We start from the raw sequence: 21,316 nt of genomic DNA on the forward strand, positions 1-21,316 counted from the left end.
CTTTCGACAGTCGGGAGGGCAGGGACGGGGCAGGGCGGGAAGACGGGGGCGGGGGCGGGCCGGGCTCAGGAGCGGACTTCGAGGAGCGGCACCAGTTGCTCCGCCGGGGTCATCGACCCGTGCATGCCCACCATGGCGGACTCGTTGGGCTCGTTGACGGAGGCCGTGATGGCCGTGTCGTCCTGGGCGGCGGCGACCACGTCGCCGATCCGGCCGTACACCCGCTCGTCGACCTGCTCGCCGAACCAGCCGAGCGCGATGGCCTCGTCGCGGCCGGCCACCCAGAAGCGGTCGCCGATGACCTCGCGCCAGCAGGTGAGGACGTCGGCCTCGGCGCCGGGGACGGCGTAGACGTGCCGGGCGCGGCCCTCGCCGCCGAGGAGGGCGACGCCGGCGCGCAGCTCCCAGTCCTCGTCGAAGTCGATCCGGTGGTCCTCGTCGAAGGGGATGTCGACCATGCCGTGGTCGGCGGTGACGTAGAGGGCCGCGCGCGGCGGGAGCTGTTCGGCGAGCCGCTGCACCAGCCGGTCGACGAACATCAGCTGGCCGCGCCAGGCGTCGGAGTCGATGCCGAAGCGGTGACCCGCGCCGTCGAGCTCGCTGTAATACGTGTAGACGAGCGAGCGGTCGCCGGCGGCGAGCTGCTCGGCGGCGAAGTCCATCCGCTCCTCGCCCGAGAGGCGGCCGTGGAAGCTGCCGCCGCTCAGCGCGATCTTGGTGAGCGGGGTGTCCTGGAAGATCGGCGAGGAGACCTGGGCGGTGTGGACGCCGGCCTCGTGCGCGAGCTGGAAGACGGTGGGGTACGGCTGCCAGACCCGCGGCGCGGTCCAGGGCTTCCAGCGGAGCTGGTTCATCAGCTCGCCGGTCTCCGGGTTGCGCACGGTGTAGCCGGGCAGTCCGTGGGCGCCGGGGTGCAGGCCGGTGCCGACCGAGGCCAGCGAGGTCGCGGTGGTGGCGGGGAAGCCCGCGGTGAGGGGCTGTCCGGTGCCGCCGCGCGAGCCGGCGAGCAGCGAGGTCAGATAGGGCGCCTCGTCGGGGTGGGCCTTGATCTGCTCCCAGCCGAGCCCGTCGATGAGGAAGACGCAGTTGCGGTCGGCGGGCGTGAGCTCGGTGATCCGGGCGTCGAAGCCGGGCACGCCCTGACCGGCGACGAGCGTCGGCAGCAGGTCGCCGAGGGCGCCTGCGCCGTACGCGGGCAGCGGCGCGGTGGCGGGATCGAGCGGAACCGGTTCGTCGGGCCAGCCGTGCGCGACGGCGGCGGGCTGCACCATCAGCGGGTGGCGGGGTTGGACGGGCCGGCGGCCGTGGCCGCGGACAGGGCCTGGGCGAAGGCGAGGGTCTGCCGGACGGTGTCGGGGCCGTCACCGGCGTCGCTGACCCGCAGGCTGAGGTCGTCGGCCGTGGAGCTGCCGGTGTAGCCGTGGTCGGCGTCGCAGTTGGGGTCGCCGCAGGCGGCCGGCTCCAGGTCGATGCGGGAGACGGCGCCCCAGCCGATGGTGAGGACGACCTCGCGGGGCAGGGTGCCCGGGGTGTACGACTCGGGGTTGGCGACGACCCGGCTGACCACGATCGAGGAGATCCGGTCGAGGTTGACGGACTCTGTGGAGGTCGTGGCGTACGGGGTCGGCGAGCTGTTGTCGGCGGACTGCTCGTCGGTGTGGCTGACGATGAACCGGTTGGCCGTCAGGACGAGGACGGTGACATGGCGCCGCACCTCGTTGGCGTCGAAGGTGGTCTCCTGGTGGACCACGTACGACGAGACGGCCTCGCCGCCGACGGCGGCCTCCACCGCCTCGGCCACGAGGGCCGGGTAATAGCCGCTGCGCTCGATCGCCGCGCGCAGCCCCTGGGTCGTCGTACCGGTCTTCGCCATGGACTCCATCCTACGGGGCCTTGGGGCCCCTTCCGGCCTGCCCGTCAATAGCCGATCGTCAATAGCTGGGCAGGCGGCGCGGGCCGAGGTCGGTGGTGGGCGGGGGCGGGGCGAGGCGGAGGGTGGCGCCGAGGACGGAGAGGCCGCGCGGGGCGACCACGACGGGTTCGAGGGAGACGGCGACGACCTCGGGGTGGTCGTCGACCAGGCGGGAGACGCGGAGCAGCAGCTCTTCGAGGGCGGGGGTGTCGACGGGTGCGGAGCCGCGCCAGCCGAAGAGCAGGGGCGCGGTGCGGATGGAGCGGACGAGTTCGGCGGCGTCCCGGTCGGTGGCGGGGACGAGCCGGTGGGCCATGTCGCCGAGGAGTTCGGAGGCGGCTCCGGCGAGGCCGAAGGAGAGCACGGCGCCGACGGCGGGGTCGATCGCGGCGCGCACGACGGTGTCGACACCGCGCGGCACCATCGCCTGGACGACCGGCTGGAGCTCCTCGGGCTTGCCGAGGGTCTCGGTGAGCTCGGCGTACGCGGTACGCAGCTGTTCCTCGGTGGCCAGGTCGAGCCGTACGCCGCCGAGGTCGGGGCGGTGGCGCAGATGGGGCGCGGTGGTCTTCAGGGCGACGGGGAAGCCGAGGCGGGCGGCGGCCCGGACGGCCTCGTCGGGGGTGGGCGCGGGCAGGGTGGGGCGGACCTCGATCCCGTACCGGCCGAGCAGCTCGGCGGTCTCCTCGGCGCCGAGGGTGACGCCGCGGGCGTCGGCGGCGCCCTCGTCGAGGGCCCGTTCGATCAGGGCGGCGGCGCCGGTCTCGTCGATCCGCTCGAACTCGGGCACCCGGCCGGGGTCGGCGGCGACCTGGCGGCGCCACTGGGCGTAGCGGACGGCCTCCGCGAGGGCGCGGACGGCGCGCTCGGCGGCGGGGTAGGCGGGGATGGCGCCGGGGGCGGGGGCTTCGTCCGGCCCGGCGTCGGCCGTCCCCGCGTCGGCCGTTTCGGTCGCGGGAGGTTCGGTCGCGGCCGTTTCGGTCGCGGACTGTCCGGGGGCGGGCTCGGCGGCGGGTCGGGCGGGTCTCGGCGGGCGGGTGCGGGTGGCGGCGGAGAGGGCCTCGGCGAGGGCGCCCATCTCGACGTGGACGACGACGACCGGCTTGGCCGGTCCGGGCGCGGCGGCGACGGCGGAGCGGAGCGCCGCCGCGAGGACCTTGCCGTCGCCGGACTCGGTGGCTCCGTTCTCCCCCACCCAGGGGATGGCGGTGACGACGACGGCGTCGCAGGCGTCGTCGGCGAGGGCCGCGGCGAGCGCGGCGCGGAAGTCGGCGGGGGTGGCGCCGGTGGTCAGGTCGAGGGGGCGGAGCGGGCGCAGGCCCTCGGTGAGGCAGGCGTCGTAGGCGAGCAGGCCGAGTGACTCGGAGTTGCCGAGGATGGCGACCCGGGGTCCGGCGGGCAGCGGCTGGTCGGCGAGGAGCAGTCCGGCGTCGACGAGCTCCGTGACGGTGTCGACGCGGATGACCCCGGCCTCGCGCAGCAGCGCGGAGACCGTGGCGTGCGGGATACGGGTGACGGGGACGCGGTGTCCGGGCGGGGCGCTGCCGCTGTGCCGGGCGCCCTTGACGACCACGACGGGCTTGACGGCGGCGGTGCGGCGGGCGAGCCGGGTGAACTTCCGCGGGTTGCCGATCGACTCCAGGTAGAGCAGGACGACGTCGGTGGCGGGGTCGTCGTACCAGTGCTGGAGGAGGTCGTTGCCGGAGACGTCGGCACGGTTGCCGGCGGAGATGAAGGAGGAGACCCCGGCGCCGTGCCGGTGCAGCCCGGCGAGCAGGGCGATGCCGATGGCGCCCGACTGGGCGAAGAGCCCGATGCGTCCGGCGGCGGGCATCTGCGGGGCGAGGGAGGCGTTCAGCCGGACGGAGTCGGCCGTGTTGATGATTCCGAAGGCGTTGGGCCCGATGATCCGCATGCCGTACGAGCGGGCCTGGCGCACCAGGGCGCGCTGGCGCTCGCGGCCCTCGGCGCCGCTCTCCGCGTATCCGGCCGAGAGCACGACCAGGCCGCGCACGCCGTGCTCGCCGCAGTCGGCCACGGCTTCGGGGACGCGCTCGGCGGGGACGGCGACGACGGCGAGGTCGACCGGCGCGCCGATGTCGCCGACGGACCGGAAGGCGGGCACGCCCTCCAGCTCGTGCGGCCCCTCCCCCGGGTCGGCCTCCCCCAGGGCGGCGTTGACGGCGTGGACGCGGCCGGTGAAGCCGCTGTCCAGGAGGTTGCGCAGCACGGCCCGGCCGACCCCGCCGGAGGTGCGGCCGGCGCCGATCACGGCGACGGAGCCGGGGGTGAGCAGCCGCTGTACGGAGCGGGCCTCGGCGCGCTGTTCGCGGGCGCGCTGGACGGCGAGTGAGCGGTCGGTGGGCTCCAGGTCGAGGTGGAGGCGGACGGCGCCGTCCTCGAAGCTGCGCTTCTGGGTGTAGCCGGCGTCCGTGAACACCTTGATCATCTTGGTGTTGGCGGGCAGCACCTCGGCCGCGAACCGCCGGATCCCGCGCTCGCGCGCGACCGCCGCGATGTGCTCCAGGAGGGCGGAGGCGACCCCGCGGCCCTGGTGCGCGTCCTGGACCAGGAAGGCCACCTCGGCCTCGTCGGCGGGAAAGGAGGCCGGCCGGCCGTCGGGGGTGATCCGGTCGTAGCGCACGGTGGCGATGAACTCGCCGCCCACGGTCGCGGCGAGGCCGACCCGGTCCACGAAGTCGTGGTGGGTGAAGCGGTGCACGTCCTTCGCGGAGAGCCGTGGGTAGGGCGCGAAGAAGCGGTAGTACTTCGACTCGTCCGAGACCTGCTCGTAGAAGCTGACGAGACGCTCGGCGTCGTCGGTGGTGATCGGGCGGATGCGCGCGGTGCCGCCGTCCCTCAGGACCACGTCCGCTTCCCAGTGGTCGGGGTACGCGTGCTCCGGCTGTTCGGGCTGTTCCGACGCGCTCTGCATGGGGAAAGCGTACGGCCGGGGTACGACAGTGACACCGGTTGCGTGTGAGAGACTGGTCTAGACAACCGCTGAATGTTGAAGGGCTACCACCATGGCTGAGCGCCGCGTCAACGTCGGCTGGGCCGAGGGCCTGCACGCCCGCCCCGCCTCCATCTTCGTCCGTGCCGCCACGGCCTCCGGCGTCCCCGTGACGATCGCCAAGGCCGACGGCAACCCGGTCAACGCCGCGTCCATGCTCGCGGTGCTCGGCCTGGGCGCGCAGGGCGGCGAGGAGATCGTGCTCGCGTCGGACGCCGACGGCGCCGAGGCCGCGCTCGACCGCCTGGCGAGGCTGGTCGCCGAGGGTCTCGACGAGCTCCCCGAGACCGTCTGACCCGCCCGACCCGTCTGGCCCGATCCTCCCCGTCCTCCCCGGCGGCGGATCGGAGAAGAGCCGCGCCCACCGGTCATCCGGCTGGTGCGGCTCTTTTCCGTCGGCGCGACTTCGGTCATCACGACTTCGGTCATCGCGACTTCAGTCGTCGCGAGGAATATCGACGGAAATTGATTTCGGGCAGCCCGGAACAGGGCTCGTCGAATTACCCGCCTCTTTGTATACGGCGGGCACGTTAATTCCGTGCTCCCGCATTGTTTACGGCATGTTGCGAAACCCTCACACGGGTCCGCTCCGGATGTTTCAGCCGGAGCCGCGGCGCCGCCCGCTCCACGTGCAGCGCGGTGAGCGCGCGGGCCCGCTCGGCGTCGCCGCGCGCGACGGCGTCCACGATCGCGCCGTGCTCGGCCCAGGAGTCCGCGGGCCGTTCGGCCGGCTCGGTCGCGTACATCCAGGCGATCTTCTGCCGCAGCTGGGAGAGCAGCGCGGTGAGCGGCGGGCTGCCGGACGCCTGCGCCAGGGTCTCGTGGAACCAGCCGTCGAGTGCGCGCAGGTCCTCGCTCCGGCCGTGCCGGGCCCGCTCCTGACCCAGCCTGACCAGGCCGCGCAGCACCTTGAGGTGGGCCTCGGTGCGACGCTGGGCGGCCCGGTGGGCGCCGAGGGGTTCGAGCAGGGAGCGCATGTCGAGGAGGTCGGCGGCCTCCTGCTCGCCCGGTTCGGCGACCTGGGCGCCGGCGTGCCGACGGGTGACGACGAAGCCCTCGGACTCCAGGGTGCGCAGTGCCTCGCGGACCGGGACGCGGGAGACCCCGTAGCGGCGGGCGAGCTGTTCCTCCGTCAGTCTGGCGCCCCGCGCGTACACACCGGAGACGATGTCGTCCCGGATCGCCGTGCATACCGACTGCGCGGGAATGCGCATGTCCGACCTCCGCTTTTCTCCGCGCTAAACCCCGTCGGGCGGCGCCTGTCCGGTGACTCTATTGCAGGACGCGGGAATTTCCGATGCCGACCGGTAATTCAGGGACGAAAAAGGCCCCGGCTCGTTCGAGCCGGGGCTTCTTCGCGCTGAGCGGGGAGACGGACGTCAGACGTCGACGCCGCGGGCGCGCAGGTACGCGACGGGGTCGATGTCCGAGCCGTACTCGGGGCTGGTACGGGCCTCGAAGTGGAGGTGCGGGCCCGTGGAGTTGCCGGAGGAGCCGGAGACGCCGATCTGCTCGCCGGGGGTGACCTTCTGGCCGACGTGCACCCGGATGGCGGACAGGTGGCCGTACTGGGTGTACGTGCCGTCGTTCATCCGGATGACGATGTTGTTGCCGTACGCGCCGCCCCAGCCGGCCTCGACGACGGTGCCGGAGCCGACGGAGACGACCGTCGTGCCGTAGGCGGCGTGGAAGTCGATGCCGGAGTGGTGGCCGGAGGACCAGAGCGAGCCGCCGGTGTTGTAGCCGGTGGAGACGTACGAGTGGGCGACGGGGGCCTGGAAGGAGTTCAGGCGCTTGCGCTCGGCCTCGCGGGCGGCGCGCTCCTTGGCCTCGCGGATCTCCTTGGCGCGGGCCTCGGCCTTGCGCTTCGCCTCGGCGGCGGCCTTGACGCGGGCGGCGGCCTCGAAGGCCTGCTTCTCCTGGGCGGCGGCCTGGGCGTCGACGTGCTCGGTGAGGGACTCCTCGGTGATCACCTGGGTGAGACCGGTGTCCTCAGGGGAGGGGCTCTCCGTGTCGGCGGCGAGCGCCGGGGAGGCGAGGGTGCCGATGACGCCGGTGGTGGCGAGCGTCGCCACGCCGGCGATGCCCGCGCCACGGCGCGTCAGACGGCTCGGACCACGATGCTTCCCGGTGGCACGGGTGAACGCCATGAAGTGGCTGATCCTTTCCTTCCCTCTCGCCTACCGGGTTAGCTGACGGGTTCGGAGCAGGAAGGTCTCCTACGGGCCCCTCCGCGCGGAGCGAAGGCGTCCGATTCACCCCAGGGACTTCGAGTGGGTCCCCGGCTCCCCAGGCTCGCGCCTTGCGGGGACTCGGCGATGACTGTCCGTTCGCCGCGGGTGCGGCGTCGTGCAACGGGCGAACAGTCGCGTCGACGCTAGGCGGATCTTCAGTCAATCGCCAAACAGACGCGCCAGTTTGTAAGACTTGCCACAGGTCATTCAGCAACACTCGCCCGCAATACGGACAAATGACGAGGACCCTGACGAACCAGGTCGTCAGGGTCCTCGTGACGAGGGCTCAATCAGCCGGTGACCACGGTCACTTCACCGATGCCGAGCGCCCGCACCGGCTCCTCGATCTGCGAGGCGTCGCCGACCAGGACGGTGACCAGCCGGTCCACCGGGAAGGCGTTGACCACGGCCGCGGTCGCCTCCACCGTGCCGGTCTCGGCCAGGCGCGCGTACAGGTGCGCCTGGTAGTCGTCCGGGAGGTGCTGCTCGACCTGGTCGGCCAGCGTGCCCGCGACGGAGGCGGCGGTCTCGTACTTCAGCGGGGCGACACCCACCAGGTTCTGCACGGCCACGTCGCGCTCGGCGTCGGTGAGACCCTCGGCGGCCAGGGTGCGCAGCACCTTCCACAGGTCATCAAGTGCCGGGCCGGTGTTCGGGGTGTCCACCGAGCCGCTGATGGCGAGCATCGACGCGCCGTGGCCCGCGGCGTCCGAGCGCAGCACCTGGCCGAAGGCGCGCACGCCGTACGTGTAGCCCTTCTCCTCGCGCAGCACGCGGTCCAGGCGGGAGGTGAGGGTGCCGCCGAGGCAGTACGTGCCGAGCACCTGGGCCGGCCAGACCCGGTCGTGGCGGTCTGCGCCGACGCGGCCGATGAGCAGCTGCGTCTGGACGGCGCCCGGGCGGTCCACGATGACGACCCGGCCGGTGTCGTCGGCCGTGATGGGCGCCATGGGGCGCGGCGCGGCCGGCGCGCCGGTCCAGACGCCGAGGGTCTCGGCGAGCACCTGGTCCAGGTCGACGTCAGTGAGGTCGCCGACGACCACGGCGGTGGCCGCGGCCGGCCGCACGTGCGCGTCGTAGAAGGCGCGGACGGCGGCGGCGTCGATCGCCTCGACGGTCTCCTCGGTGCCCTGGCGGGGCCGGGACATCCGCGAGGAGGCCGGGAACAGCTCCTTGGAGAGCTGCTTGGCGGCCCGGCGGCCCGGGTTGGCCGTCTCGTGCGGGATCTCGTCGAGCCGGTTGCGCACCAGGCGCTCGACCTCGGACTTGGCGAACGCCGGGGCGATCAGCGCCTCGGCGAGCAGGCCGAGGCCCTTGGACAGCCGGGAGACCGGGACCTCCAGGGAGACCCGTACGCCGGGGTGGTCGGCGTGCGCGTCGAGGGTGGCGCCGCAGCGCTCCAGCTCGGCGGCGTACTCCTCGGCGGAGCGCTGGTCGGTGCCCTCGGACAGCGCCCGGGCCATGATCGTGGCGACGCCGTCGAGCCCCTCGGGCTCGGCGTCCAGCGGGGCGTCGAGGAAGATCTCGACGGCCACCACCTGCTGGCCGGGGCGGTGGCAGCGCAGCACGGTCAGGCCGTTGTCGAGCGCGCCGCGCTCCGGGGCCGGGAAGGCCCAGGGCTTGGCGATGCCCGGCTGGGGCTGCGGGTGGAAGTCCATGCTCGTCAAAGACGCGGCAGCGTCGGTCACTGCTCCGCTCCCTCTTCCTCGTCGCTGTGGTCGGCTTCGTCGGCCTGGCCCACGGGCTCGTAGACCAGGACGGCGCGGTTGTCCGGGCGCAGCCGGGCCTTGGCGACCTCCTGCACCTCCTCGGCGGTGATGTCGAGGACCCGGTCGACGGCGGTCAGCGCCAGCTGCGGGTCGCCGAACAGCACCGCGTACCGGCACAGTTCGTCGGCGCGGCCGGCGACCGTGCCGAGCCGGTCCAGCCACTCGCGCTCCAACTGGGCCTGGGCGCGCTCCATCTCCTCGGGCGTCGGGCCCTCGGCCGCGAACCGGGCCAGCTCCTCGTCGACGGCCGCCTCGATCTGCGGCACCTCGACGCCGCCGGACGTCTTGACGTCCAGCCAGCCGAGCGAGGGCGCGCCGGACAGCCGCAGCAGGCCGAAGCCGGCGGTGACGGCCGTGCGGTCGCGGCGGACCAGCCGGTTGTGCAGCCGGGAGGACTCGCCGCCGCCGAGGACGGTGAGGGCCAGGTCGGCCGCGTCGCACGCGCGCGTGCCGTCGTGGGGCAGCCGGTAGGCGGCCATCATGGCGCGGGCCGGGACCTCCTCCTCGACGACCTGGCGCAGCTGCTCGCCGATGACCTCGGGCAGCTCGCCGGAGCGCGGCTCGGGCTTGCCGTCGTGGCCGGGGATGGAGCCGAAGTACTTCTCGATCCAGGCGAGGGTCTGCTCCGGGTCGATGTCGCCGACGACCGAGAGGACCGCGTTGTTGGGCGCGTAGTACGTACGGAAGAAGTTCCGCGCGTCCTCCAGCGTGGCGGCGTCGAGGTCGGCCATGGAGCCGATCGGCGTGTGGTGGTACGGGTGGCCCTCGGGGTACGCGAGGGCGGTGAGGCGCTCGAACGCGGTGCCGTACGGCACGTTGTCGTAGCGCTGGCGGCGCTCGTTCTTGACGACGTCGCGCTGGTTCTCCATGGACTCGTCGTCCAGGGCGGCGAGCAGCGAGCCCATGCGGTCCGCCTCCAGCCAGAGCGCGAGCTCCAGCTGGTGGGCGGGCATGGTCTCGAAGTAGTTGGTGCGCTCGAAGCTCGTCGTGCCGTTGAGCGAGCCGCCGGCACCCTGCACCAGCTCGAAGTGCCCGTTGCCGTGGACCTGCTTCGAGCCCTGGAACATCAGGTGCTCGAAGAGGTGGGCGAGGCCGGTGCGGCCCTTGATCTCGTGGCGCGAGCCGACGTCGTACCAGAGGCAGACCGCGGCGACCGGGGTCAGGTGGTCCTCGGAGAGCACGACGCGCAGGCCGTTGGACAGCCGGTGCTCGGTCGCTGTCAGGCCGCCGGAGCCGGCCGAGGCCGTGGCCGTGTGACCCATGGGCATGTACGTCCCTTCGATCGCTGTGCGGAAAGTGCGGAGCGGAAAAGTCCTGCCACTGTATGCAAGCGCGCCGCCACCTGGCGAAGTTCCCGCCCGCTTCGGATGTCCCTCTTCCGGGTCGAGGTCGGCGTTGTCGGTGGCACGGTCCACAATGGTCCGCGTCAGATCAACCCTTGTTGGTGAAGGAGCCGCAGCCGCGATGGCCCGCCGCAGCACGAAGACACCGCCGCCGGACGACGCGTTCGAGGAGCGAATCCTCGACATCGACGTCGTCGACGAGATGCAGGGCTCCTTCCTCGAGTACGCGTACTCGGTGATCTACTCGCGCGCCCTGCCCGACGCCCGCGACGGCATGAAGCCCGTGCAGCGCCGCATCGTCTACCAGATGAGCGAGATGGGCCTGCGGCCCGAGCGCGGCTTCGTCAAGTGCGCCCGCGTCGTCGGCGAGGTCATGGGCAAGCTGCACCCGCACGGCGACGCGTCGATCTACGACGCGATGGTGCGCATGGCGCAGCCGTTCTCGATGCGGCTGCCGCTGGTCGACGGCCACGGCAACTTCGGCTCGCTCGGCAACGACGACCCGCCGGCCGCCATGCGGTACACGGAGTCGAGGATGGCCCCGGCCGCGCTCCTCATGACGGAGTCCATCGACGAGGACACCGTCGACTTCGCGCCGAACTACGACGGCCAGGAGCAGGAGCCGGTCGCGCTGCCCGCCGCGTACCCGAACCTGCTGGTCAACGGCGCCTCCGGGATCGCGGTAGGCATGGCGACCAACATGCCGCCGCACAACCTGGGCGAGGTCATCGCGGCCGCCCGCCATCTGATCCGCCACCCGAACGCGGACCTGGAAGCGCTGATGCGCTTCGTGCCCGGCCCGGACCTGCCGACCGGCGGCCGGATCGTCGGCCTGTCCGGCATCCGGGACGCGTACGAGTCGGGCCGCGGCACCTTCAAGATCCGCGCGACGACCACCATCGAGACCGTGACGGCCCGCCGCAAGGGCATCATCGTCACCGAACTGCCCTTCACGGTCGGCCCCGAGAAGGTCATCTCCAAGATCAAGGACCTCGTCGGCTCGAAGAAGCTCCAGGGCATCGCCGACGTCAAGGACCTCACCGACCGCAACCACGGCCTGCGCCTGGTCATCGAGGTGAAGAACGGCTTCGTGCCGGAGGCCGTCCTGGAGCAGCTCTACAAGCTGACGCCCATGGAGGAGTCCTTCGGCATCAACAACGTGGCGCTGGTCGACGGCCAGCCGCTCACGCTGGGCCTCAAGGAGCTCCTGGAGGTCTACCTCGACCACCGCTTCGACGTGGTCCGGCGGCGCTCCGAGTTCCGTCGCGGCAAGCGGCGCGACCGGCTCCACCTGGTGGAGGGCCTGCTCGTCGCGCTGATCGACATCGACGAGGTCATCCGGCTGATCCGGGAGAGCGAGAACTCCGCGGAGGCCAAGGCGCGCCTGATGGAGCGCTTCTCGCTGAGCGAGATCCAGACGCAGTACATCCTGGACACCCCGCTGCGCCGGCTCACCAAGTTCGACCGTCTGGAGCTGGAGAGCGAGCGCGACCGGCTCACCACGGAGATCGAGGAGCTGACCCGGATCCTGGAGTCCGACGCGGAACTGCGCAAGCTGGTGTCGGCGGAGCTGGCGGCGGTCGCCAAGAAGTTCGGCACCGACCGGCGCACGGTCCTCCTGGAGTCGGCGGGCGCGCCGGTCGCGGCCACGTCCCTGGAGGTCGCGGACGACCCGTGCCGGGTGCTGCTCTCCTCCACGGGCCTGCTCGCCCGTACGGTCACCGAGGCGCTGCCGGCCGTGCACGACGGCAAGCGGGCCAAGCACGACGTGATCGTCTCCTCGGTGGCCGCCACCCAGCGCGGCGACATCGGCGTGGTGACCTCGGCCGGCCGGCTGCTGCGGGTCGCCGTGATCGACCTGCCCCAGCTGCCGGACACGGCCGCCGCGCCGAACCTGGCGGGCGGGGCGCAGCTGTCGGAGTTCGTCTCCCTGGAGGCGGACGAGACGGTGCTGTGTCTGACCACCCTCGACGAGGAGTCGCCCGGCCTGGCCCTCGGCACCCTGCAGGGCGTGGTCAAGCGCGTGGTGCCGGACTACCCGGCGAACAAGGACGAGCTGGAGGTCATCACCCTCAAGGACGGTGACCGGATCGTCGGCGCGACCGAGCTGCGCACCGGCGAGGAGGACCTGGTGTTCATCACCTCCGACGCCCAGCTGCTGCGCTACCCGGCCTCCCAGGTCCGGCCGCAGGGCCGTCCGGCCGGCGGCATGGCGGGCATCAAGCTGAGCGCGGGCGCCGAGGTCATCTCGTTCACCGCGGTGGACCCGGCGGCGGACGCGGTGGTGTTCACGGTGGCCGGTTCGACGGGCACGCTCGACGCCGGCGCGGCCACCTCGGCCAAGCTGACCCCGTTCGACCAGTACCCGCGCAAGGGCCGCGCGACCGGCGGTGTGCGCTGCCAGCGCTTCCTGAAGGGCGAGGACGTCCTGGTGCTGGCCTGGGCGGGCGCCACCCCGGCCCGTGCCGCACAGAAGAACGGCACGCCTGTGGAGCTCCCGGAGCCGGACCCGCGCCGCGACGGCTCGGGCACGCCGCTGGCGCAGCCGGTGGATGTGCTCGCCGGCCCGATCGGCTAGCGGGCTCGCCCTTTCCCGTACGAACGCCCCCTGTCCCGCGTGATCGCGAGGGACAGGGGGCGTCGTTGTTTCCGGGGTGGGTACGGGTCGGGGCCGGCCCGTCAGGAGCGGTCGGGCGCGTACGTCGCCTCGATGCCGGCGATGATCAGCCGCAGCCCCTCCTCGAAGCGGTCGTCGTAGTCGGCGAAGAGCTCCGCGCCGGCCGCGGCCGCGAGCGGGTAGTCCGCGAGCCGCTGGGCGCGCTGCTCGACGTCGAAGCCCTCGCGGGGCTCGCCGGGCACCGGCTCGGTGCCCTGCTCCTCCGTGACGAAGCCCAGGGTGAACATGTACGCCGTGGTGCTGGCCCGCACCGCCTCGCGCAGCGAGAAGCCCGCGTCGACGAGCGCGCCGAGCTGGTGCTCCATGTCGGCGGCGAAGTCGGTGCCGGTGAAGCGGGCGCCGCTGTAGACCTTGGCGCCGTCGCGGTAACGCAGCAGCCCGGCACGCAGGCCGCGGTTGGCGGCGAGGAGCCGCTCCTGCCAGGTCAGCTCGCCGTCCGGCCGGGCCGCCGGGTCGGCGACCATCCGCCGGTACATCACGGTCGCCATCTCGTCGAGCAGCGCCTGCTTGTTCTTGAAGTGCCAGTAGAGCGCGGGCGCCTGGACGTTCAGCTCCTGGGCGATCGCGCGCAGCGTCAGCCCGTCGAGGCCGCGCTCGTTCAGCAGGCGCAGGGCGGTCTCCGCCACCGTCTCTGGTTCCAGCCGGGTCGTCTTCTTGGTCGCCACGCCGCCACGTTATCCCCTTGACAACTTAACAGCGTTAAGGAACTCTGGGCATGACGGCACTTAACAACGTTAAGGAACGGCAGGACGGCATGGACACGAGGATGGACACCGGCATGGACACGGACGTGCTGATCGCCGGAGCGGGGCCCACCGGACTCGTGCTCGCGATCGACCTGGCCCGCCGGGGCGTGCGCGCCCTGCTCGTCGAGAAGGCGGACCGGCTCTTTCCCGGCTCGCGCGGCAAGGGACTCCAGCCGCGCAGCCAGGAGGTGCTCGACGACCTCGGCCTGCTGCCCGCGATCCACGCGGCGGGCGCGCTCTATCCGCGGATGCTGCGCTGGGAGGGCGCCGAGCGGCAGGGCGAGTGGGACATGATGGAGCGCGCGGAGCCGACCGAGCGGATCCCGTACGCGAACACGCTGCTCATCCCGCAGTCACGCACCCAGGAGCTGCTCCACGCGCGCCTGGCCGAGCTGGGCGGCGAAATCCGCTTCGGCACCGAGCTCACCGGCTTCCGTCAGTCCGCCCAGGGAGTCGAGGCAGAGCTCAGCGGAGGTGGAGCGGCGCGCGAGACGGTGCGGGCGGCCTACCTCGTGGCGGCCGACGGCGGGCGCTCCACGGTCCGCAGGGCGCTCGGCATCGGGATGACGGGCGAGACCGTCGACCCGCGTCCGATGCTCGTCGCCGATGTCCGGCTCTCGCCCGAGGCGGTCACCGACCGCGGCAACTGGCACATCTGGCCCACGGCGCAGGGCGGCGGGGTGGCGCTGTGCCCGCTGCCAGGCGGGGACCAGTTCCAGCTGATCGCCGGCTTCGAGGAGGAGACGGCCGTCGTGGACACCGCGCCCGAGGCGGTCCGCGCGCTGCTCGCCGCACGCACCCCGCTCGCCGCGGAGGACGTCGTCGAGGTGGTGTGGGCCTCGGACTTCCGCGCCCGGGCGGCGATGGCGGACCGCTTCCGTGCGGGCCGGGTCTTCCTCGCGGGCGACGCGGCCCATGTCCACTCCCCCGCGGGCGGGCAGGGCCTCAACACCGGCATCCAGGACGCCTACAACCTGGGCTGGAAGCTCGGCCAGGTGCTGCGGCACGGCGCCCCGGCCACGCTGCTCGACTCGTACGAGGCCGAGCGGCTGCCCGTCGCCGCCGGTGTCCTCGGCATCAGCACCCGCATCCACCGGGCGAGCGCGGAGGGCGAGAACACCCAGCGCGGCGAGGAGGTCCAGCAGCTCGGCCTCGGCTACCGGGACTCGTCGCTCGCCGTGGAGACGCGGGCCGGGCTCGCCGAGGGCGCGCTGCGCGCGGGCGACCGGGCGCCGGACGGCCCGTACGGCGACGGCAGCCGCCTCTTCGACCTCTTCCGGGGCCCGCACTTCACCCTGCTCGCGGTCGGCGCCGAGCTCCCGGCCCGGCCCCTGGCGTCCGCGCACATACGCACGGCCCGGATCGCCGCGTACGAGGCGTACGGCACCGGGCTCTTCCTGATCCGCCCGGACGGCTACGTGGGCTGGGCCGGCGCGACCCACGACGGCCTGGACGCCTATCTGGCCGCGGTGGGCGCCGCGCCCGCACCGGTGACCGCCCGGAGCTAGGGGGCCGCCAGCTCGTCGGGCTCGCCACCGTCCTCGCCCGGCCGGCGCACGTACCGCAGCACACCCCACATGCTGTGCTCCTCGGGCGTGTCCTCCGGGCCGTTCTGCTCGCAGCCGGCGAGTTCCTTGCGCAGGCCGGCGGCGTCGACGCCACTGCCGATCAGGACGAGCTGGGTGAGCCGTTCCTCGCCGGCCGGCCAGGGCTCGGGGTAGAAGCGCAGGAAGCGCCCGACGGCGTGGACGCCGTAGCGGTGGTCCGGGTCGGCCGTGCCGAAGTCGACGAATCCCTTGATCCGGTAGAGGCCCTCGGGACGCGAGTCCAGGAAGGCCATCAGGCGGCGCGGGTGCAGCGGGACCGACGTGCCCAGGGAGACGGTGTCGTAGTGGGCGTGCGGGTGCGCGTGCGGGTCGTCGTCGCCGTAGAGGACGTCCTCGATGGACATCTGCCCGGCGATCTCGCCGTCCGGGACCACCCGGTCGAAGAGCAGCTCGGGGTCGATCCGCCCGTGCGCGGCCTCGACGACCGCCGCCCGCGGCGCGAGCCCGGTGACCGTCTCCCGTACGGCCCGCAGCTCCTCCGCCGCCACCCGGTCGATCTTGTTGACGACGACCAGGTCGGCGACGGCGAGGTGCCGGTCGGTCTCCGGGTGGCGGATGCGGGTGGCGGTGAACTCGGCCGCGTCGACCACCTCGACCAGGCCGCCGTACACGATCCGCTCGTTGTCGCTGGCCAGGACCATGCGGACGAGCTCCTGCGGCTCGGCCAGTCCGCTGGCCTCGATGACGATCACGTCGAGCCGCAGCTCGGGGCGGGTCAGCACCTCCAGGTACTCGTCGAGCTCGCTCGCGTCCACCGCGCAGCACAGGCAGCCGTTGCCCAGCGAGACGGTCGAGCCGACCTGGCCGGCCACCGTCATGGCGTCGATGCCGATGTCGCCGAAGTCGTTGACCATGACCCCGATCCGCGTCCCGCGCGCGCTGCGCAGCAGCTGGTTGAGCAGGGTGGTCTTCCCCGCCCCGAGAAACCCGGCCAGGACGACGACGGGAATCTGCTGGGTGCTCAAGGGTCATGCCTCCGGACGTCGGTGCGTGCGCGTGCGAAGCCCCCAGGATAGGCAGGCGCCACCTGGGGACCCGGGCCCACCGCGGATCCCACGGGAGATCCGGGCGCCACCGGGAATCCGGGCCCCACCGGGGATCCGGGCCGGGGCGTCGGCCCGGGCGGAGGCGCCGTTTCCGGAGGCAACACTTCCGGTCGGTGCCCTCGTCCCCGTACCGTTTCCGCCATGACCCCCGCATCCACCGCCCCTGCGCGGCCGCCCGTCCGCCGGCGCAGGTTCGGGTGGCCGCGGCGGATGTTCTCGCAGGTCCTGCTGATGCAGCTGGCCATCGCGGCCGGGGTGACGGTGCTCGCCACCGGGCTGTTCCTGGCGCCGCTCAGCGCCCAGCTGGACGACCAGGCCATGCGCCGGGCCCTCGCCATCGCGGAGACCGCAGCGACCCCGCGGACGGCCGCCGCGGTGACGAGCACACCGCCCTCCGCGCGGGGCCCGGTGCAGACCGAGGCCGAGCGGATCCGGCGCTCCACCGGCGCCGAGTACGTGGTGGTCATGGACACCCGCGGGGTGCGCTGGTCGCACCCGGACGCCGAGCGGATCGGCGAGGTCGTCTCCACCGACCCGAGCGACGTGCTCGCCGGCCATCAGGTGATGGAGATCGACAGCGGCACGCTGGGCCGCTCCGCCCGGGGCAAGGCGCCGCTGCGCGACGAGCACGGCGAGATCGTCGGCGCGGTGTCGGTGGGCATCGAGTACGACAGCGTGCGCGACCGGCTCGTGGCCGCGATCCCCGGGCTGCTCCGGTACGCCGGCGGCGCCCTGGCGGCCGGCGCGCTAGCCGCGTACCTGATCTCCCGCCGCCTCCAGCGGCAGACCCACGACCTGGCCTTCTCCGACATCTCGGCGCTGCTCGCCGAGCGCGAGGCGATGCTGCACGGTATCCGCGAGGGCGTCGTGGCCCTCGACAGGAACGGTCGGATCCGGCTGCTGAACGACGAGGCGCAGCGACTGCTCGGGCTCGGACCAGAGGCCACCGGGCGGCCTCTGGAGGAGGTGCTCGGCGCGGGCCGCACCGCCGACGTGCTCGCGGGCCGCGCCACCGGCGAGGACCTGCTGACCGTGCGCGGCGGCCGGGTGCTGATCGCCAACCGCATGCCCACGGACGACGGCGGCGCCGTCGCCACCCTCCGCGACCGCACCGAGCTGGAACGGCTCGGCCGCGAGCTGGACTCCACCCGCGGTCTGATCGACGCGCTGCGCGCCCAGGACCACGAGCACGCCAACCGGATGCACACCCTCCTCGGGCTCCTGGAGCTGGAGATGCACGAGGAGGCGGTGGAATTCGTCAACGAGGTGGTCGGCGTGCACCGCGCGACCGCCGAGCAGGTCACCGAGAAGGTCCACGACCCGCTGCTCGCCGCGCTCCTCGTCGGCAAAGCCACTGTCGCCGCCGAGCGGGGCGTCTCGCTGCGCGTCGCGCCCGGCTCGCTGCTCCCGGACCGGCTCGTCGACCCGCGCGAGCTGGTCACGGTCGTCGGCAACCTGGTCGACAACGCGCTGGACGCCGCCTCCGGCACGCCGCACGCGCGCGTGGAGGTCGATCTGCGCACCCAGGGGCGGACGGTCGTCCTCCGGGTCACCGACAGTGGCCCCGGCGTGCCCGACGAGCGGCGCGAGCTGATCTTCACGGAGGGGTGGAGCACCAAGGAGCCGCCGGCGCACGGCAAGCGCGGGCTCGGGCTCGCCCTGGTCCGCCGGCTCGCGGAGCGCCAGGGCGGCAGCGCCACGGTCGGCACCGGCGCGGACGGCGGCGCGGAGTTCACGGTGATTCTGCCGGAGGCGCTGGGCGACGCGACCGGCGCACTGAACCCCACCGGTGCGCTGGGCGACGCGGCCGGTGCACTGGGCGACGCGGCCGGTCCCGGGCACGACGCGGCCGATCCCGGGCAGGGCGTGGCCGGTGCCGGGCAGGGCGTGGCCGGTGCCGGGCAGGGCGTGGCCGGTGCCGAGGGGCCGCTCGCGCCCCTGGCCCTGACCGGCGAGGAGGAGGCGCGATGAACGCCGTGATCGGCGTCCTCGTCGTCGACGACGACGTCCATGTGGCGCGGATCAACGCCGCGTACGTGGAGAAGGTGCCCGGTTTCCGGGTGGCGGGCATCGCCCACTCGGCGGCCGAGGCCCTGGCCCGGCTCACCGGACTCGCCGAGGCAGGCACCCCGGCGGATCTGATCCTGCTCGACCACTACCTCCCGGACGGCACTGGTCTCGCGGTGGTACGGGAGCTGCGCGCCCTCGGCCGGCCGTGCGACGTGATCATGGTGACGGCGGCCCGTGACGTGGCCACCGTCCAGGCGGCCATGCGGCAGGGAGCGCTCCAGTACCTGGTGAAACCGTTCAGCTTCGCCGGACTGCGCGCCAAGCTGGAGGCGTACGCGGCGCTGCGGCGCACCCTCGAAGGCGGCGGCGAGGCGGAACAGGCCGAGGTCGACCGGATCTTCGGCGCGCTCTCCGCGGTCGCCGTCGCACCGGAGCTGCCGAAGGGCCACTCCCCCACCACGGCCGAGCTGGTGCGGCAGGTGCTGCTCGCGGCCGAGGGGCCGCTGTCGGCACAGGAGATCGCCGAGCGGGCCGGGGTGAGCCGGCAGACCGCCCAGCGGTATCTCAAGCTCCTGGAGCGGACCGGCCGGGTGCGGCTCTCGCTGAAGTACGGCGAGACGGGCCGCCCCGAGCACCGGTACGCGTGGGCCTCCTCGGCCACGCGCTGATCCGGCAGAACTCGCTTCCGGGCCCGCTCAGACCGCGCCCGCCCCGGTGAGCGCCCGGACCTCGGTCTCGGCGTGCCTGGCCTCGTCCGGCGGCTCGGCCGAGGTGACCGTACCGACCCAGCCCGCGAGGAAGCCGAGCGGGATGGAGACCACGCCCGGGTTCTGCAGCGGGAAGAGCTGGAAGTCGACCCCGGGGAAGAGCGATTCGGGGCTGCCGGAGACGACCGGCGAGACGAGGACGAGCAGGACGGCGGGGACCAGCCCGCCGTAGACGGACCAGACCGCGCCCTTGGTGGTGAACCGCCGCCAGAACAGCGAGTAGAGCAGCGCGGGCAGGTTCGCGGAGGCGGCCACGGCGAACGCGAGGCCGACGAGGAAGGCCACGTTGAGGTCGCGGGCGAGCAGCCCGAGGCCGATCGCGGCGATCCCGATGCCGCCGGCGGCGACCCGGGCGACCGTCACCTCGCTGTACTGCCTGGCGTGCCGGCGGCGCAGCGTCGCGTAGAGGTCGTGGGCGACCGACGCGGAGGAGGCGAGGGTGATGCCGGCGACCACCGCGAGGATGGTGGCGAAGGCGACGGCCGCGACGACGGCGAAGAGGACGGTGCCGCCGGTGGAGCCCGCTCCGCCGCCGAGGTCGAGGGCGAGCAGCGGTACGGCGGTGTTGCCGGCGGCGTTGGAGGCGCGGACCGTGTCGGGGCCGACCAGGGCCGCGGCGCCGAAGCCGAGCACGATCGTCATCAGGTAGAAGCCGCCGATGAGGCCGATGGACCAGACGACGGAGCGGCGGGCGGCCCGTGCGGTGGGCACCGTGTAGAAGCGGGACAGGATGTGCGGGAGTCCCGCGGTGCCGAGCACGAGGGCGAGGCCGAGGCTGACGAAGTCGAGGCGGGCGGTCCAGTCGCCGCCGTAGCGCAGTCCGGGAGCCAGGAAGGCAGTGCCGTGGCCGCTGCGTTCGGCGGCGGTGGTGAGCAGTTGTCCGAAGTCGCCGTGGAAGCGGACCAGGACGAGCACGGTGAGGGCGATCGTGCCGGCCATGAGCAGCACGGCCTTGACGATCTGGATCCAGGTGGTGGCCCGCATGCCGCCGAGCGACACGTAGACGACCATGAGCGCGCCGACCCCGATCACCGTCCAGGCGCGGGCGGCTGCGCTCGTGCCGCCGAGCAGCAGGGCGACCAGGCTGCCCGCGCCGACCATCTGGGCCACCAGGTAGAGCACCGAGACGGTCACGGAGGAGGCGCCTGCGGCGATCCGGACGGGTCGCTCGGTCATCCGGGCGGCGACGACGTCGGCGAGGGTGAAGCGGCCGCAGTTGCGCACGAGTTCGGCGACCAGCATCAGCACGACGAGCCAGGCGACCAGGAACCCGACGGAGTAGAGCATGCCGTCGTAGCCGAAGAGGGTGATCAGGCCGGAGATGCCCAGGAAGGAGGCGGCCGACATGTAGTCGCCCGCGATGGCGAATCCGTTCTCCATGGGCGAGAAGAGCCGGCCTCCGGCGTAGAACTCCTCGGCGGAGCCCTGCCGGTCGCGGCTGACCCAGGTGGTGATCGCCAGGGTGGCCGCGATGAAGACGCTGAACAGGACGAGCGCCAGGGTCTGGTGTCCGCCGGTCGTCTGGTCCGCGGTCATCGCCGCACCCCCCGGGTCATCTCCTGGGTGTCCCAGCGCAGTTCGAGGGCGGCCTGGTCCCGGCGCAGCCGGGCGTGCCGGGCATAGGCCCAGGTGAGCAGGAAGGTGGTCGCGAACTGGCCGAGCCCGGCGACCATGGCGACGTTGACCGCGCCGGCGACGGGGCGGGCCATCAGGCCGGGAGCGGCGGTGGCGGCGATGACGTACGCCAGGTACCAGAGCAGGAAGGCGAGCGAGGCCGGGAAGACGAAGCGGCGGTATCGGCGGCGCACCTCCTGGAAGGCGGGGCTCCGCTGGACCTCCAGATAGACGTCCGCAGCGGTGTGGACCCGGGCCTGGGCGGCCGGGGCCTGCTGGCGGGGGACGGTGCCGGCCGCCGGCCCCTCCCCGTCATGCTCGCCCCAGCCGGCAGCGAGCTCGTCGTACCAGGGGTCGTCGATCCGCACCGTCGCGGGATCGTGCCCGTCCTGCTTCTCCACCGGTGAACTCTCCTTGTCAGCGAACCGTTTCGGCCGCGTGCCCAAGGATGGACAGACTGGGCGGATACCGGACTCTTCTCCCGCCTTCTTCACCCCATCAGGTGACGGCATCCCGGGAATGACTGACTGGCCCGTCCGACAGTCGTATCGGGCGGGCCGGTCGGCCGGGGCTCAGGG

General features: G+C 73.3%; 16 protein-coding genes and 1 riboswitch. Of the genes, 5 read left to right on the forward strand and 11 right to left on the reverse strand.

All coding sequences use genetic code 11. The features are described from left to right. Nucleotides 1-65: 65 nt before the first annotated feature. From ACWEV0_RS19415 to ACWEV0_RS19425, 3 genes are read right to left on the reverse strand one after another with little or no spacing between them, the layout of a single operon-like run. A complete protein-coding gene (locus ACWEV0_RS19415) occupies nt 66-1,271 on the reverse strand; it encodes an alkaline phosphatase family protein (RefSeq protein WP_453150541.1) in 1,206 nt (401 codons plus the stop codon). After that, a complete protein-coding gene (locus tag ACWEV0_RS19420; RefSeq protein WP_453150542.1) occupies nt 1,271-1,873 on the reverse strand; it encodes a DUF5998 family protein in 603 nt (200 codons plus the stop codon). Before ACWEV0_RS19420 ends, ACWEV0_RS19415 begins: the two co-directional genes overlap by 1 nt. A 58-nt stretch (nt 1,874-1,931) precedes the next feature. Next, nucleotides 1,932-4,847: a bifunctional acetate--CoA ligase family protein/GNAT family N-acetyltransferase gene (locus tag ACWEV0_RS19425; RefSeq protein WP_453150544.1), complete on the reverse strand. Its 2,916-nt coding sequence runs from the start codon at nt 4,845-4,847 to the stop codon at nt 1,932-1,934. Nucleotides 4,848-4,938: 91 nt separating this feature from the next. Here ACWEV0_RS19425 and ACWEV0_RS19430 point away from each other — a divergent pair, with 91 nt between their 5' ends. Beyond that, on the forward strand, nt 4,939-5,220 hold the full coding sequence (locus ACWEV0_RS19430) for an HPr family phosphocarrier protein (RefSeq protein WP_356073485.1): 282 nt from the start codon (nt 4,939-4,941) through the stop codon (nt 5,218-5,220). A gap of 235 nt (nt 5,221-5,455) precedes the next feature. Here the strand turns inward: ACWEV0_RS19430 and ACWEV0_RS19435 are convergent, their stop codons facing one another. The 4 genes from ACWEV0_RS19435 to ACWEV0_RS19450 all read right to left on the reverse strand — a co-directional run bounded on the left by ACWEV0_RS19435 (nt 5,456) and on the right by ACWEV0_RS19450 (nt 10,196). Further along, the gene (locus ACWEV0_RS19435) at nt 5,456-6,139 is read right to left on the reverse strand and encodes a GntR family transcriptional regulator (protein WP_453150545.1); all 684 of its coding nucleotides are present in this window, start codon (nt 6,137-6,139) and stop codon (nt 5,456-5,458) included. A 165-nt stretch (nt 6,140-6,304) separates the two neighbouring features. Beyond that, complete coding sequence (locus ACWEV0_RS19440; RefSeq protein ID WP_453150546.1) at nt 6,305-7,075, reverse strand: M23 family metallopeptidase; 771 nt, start codon at nt 7,073-7,075, stop codon at nt 6,305-6,307. A gap of 12 nt (nt 7,076-7,087) precedes the next feature. Further along, a riboswitch (cyclic di-AMP (ydaO/yuaA leader) is annotated at nt 7,088-7,253 on the reverse strand. A gap of 196 nt (nt 7,254-7,449) precedes the next feature. Further along, nucleotides 7,450-8,817 (reverse strand): M16 family metallopeptidase, encoded by a 1,368-nt coding sequence (locus ACWEV0_RS19445; protein WP_453150571.1) that lies wholly within the window; start codon nt 8,815-8,817, stop codon nt 7,450-7,452. A 26-nt stretch (nt 8,818-8,843) separates the two neighbouring features. Continuing rightward, entirely contained in the window at nt 8,844-10,196 is a 1,353-nt protein-coding gene (locus ACWEV0_RS19450) for a M16 family metallopeptidase (protein ID WP_453150547.1), read from the reverse strand. A gap of 196 nt (nt 10,197-10,392) precedes the next feature. Here ACWEV0_RS19450 and ACWEV0_RS19455 point away from each other — a divergent pair, with 196 nt between their 5' ends. Then, a complete protein-coding gene (locus ACWEV0_RS19455) occupies nt 10,393-12,849 on the forward strand; it encodes a DNA gyrase/topoisomerase IV subunit A (RefSeq protein ID WP_453150548.1) in 2,457 nt (818 codons plus the stop codon). A gap of 101 nt (nt 12,850-12,950) precedes the next feature. Here ACWEV0_RS19455 and ACWEV0_RS19460 read toward each other — a convergent pair whose 3' ends face one another. Next, nucleotides 12,951-13,613: a TetR/AcrR family transcriptional regulator C-terminal domain-containing protein gene (locus ACWEV0_RS19460; protein WP_453150549.1), complete on the reverse strand. Its 663-nt coding sequence runs from the start codon at nt 13,611-13,613 to the stop codon at nt 12,951-12,953. An 89-nt stretch (nt 13,614-13,702) separates the two neighbouring features. On the opposite strand from ACWEV0_RS19460, the gene ACWEV0_RS19465 reads away from it, so the two are divergent. Continuing rightward, nucleotides 13,703-15,202, forward strand: coding sequence for an FAD-dependent monooxygenase (locus ACWEV0_RS19465; RefSeq protein WP_453150550.1), 1,500 nt, complete (start codon nt 13,703-13,705; stop codon nt 15,200-15,202). On the opposite strand, the gene ACWEV0_RS19470 is transcribed toward ACWEV0_RS19465, so the two are convergent. Further along, nucleotides 15,199-16,266 (reverse strand): CobW family GTP-binding protein, encoded by a 1,068-nt coding sequence (locus tag ACWEV0_RS19470; RefSeq protein ID WP_453150551.1) that lies wholly within the window; start codon nt 16,264-16,266, stop codon nt 15,199-15,201. The genes ACWEV0_RS19465 and ACWEV0_RS19470 overlap by 4 nt on opposite strands. A 222-nt stretch (nt 16,267-16,488) precedes the next feature. On the opposite strand from ACWEV0_RS19470, the gene ACWEV0_RS19475 reads away from it, so the two are divergent. Then, nucleotides 16,489-18,318: an ATP-binding protein gene (locus ACWEV0_RS19475; protein ID WP_453150552.1), complete on the forward strand. Its 1,830-nt coding sequence runs from the start codon at nt 16,489-16,491 to the stop codon at nt 18,316-18,318. Between the two features lie 5 nt (nt 18,319-18,323). Beyond that, on the forward strand, nt 18,324-19,025 hold the full coding sequence (locus ACWEV0_RS19480; protein ID WP_453150572.1) for a DUF7342 family protein: 702 nt from the start codon (nt 18,324-18,326) through the stop codon (nt 19,023-19,025). A 27-nt stretch (nt 19,026-19,052) separates the two neighbouring features. Here the strand turns inward: ACWEV0_RS19480 and ACWEV0_RS19485 are convergent, their stop codons facing one another. Together ACWEV0_RS19485 and ACWEV0_RS19490 are read right to left on the reverse strand one after the other, a co-directional pair. After that, nucleotides 19,053-20,660, reverse strand: coding sequence for a solute symporter family protein (locus ACWEV0_RS19485; protein WP_453150553.1), 1,608 nt, complete (start codon nt 20,658-20,660; stop codon nt 19,053-19,055). Continuing rightward, on the reverse strand, nt 20,657-21,139 hold the full coding sequence (locus ACWEV0_RS19490; RefSeq protein ID WP_453150554.1) for a DUF485 domain-containing protein: 483 nt from the start codon (nt 21,137-21,139) through the stop codon (nt 20,657-20,659). Before ACWEV0_RS19490 ends, ACWEV0_RS19485 begins: the two co-directional genes overlap by 4 nt. Nucleotides 21,140-21,316: the final 177 nt, after the last annotated feature.

The sequence above is a fragment of the Streptomyces sp. NPDC003943 genome (assembly GCF_053605265.1).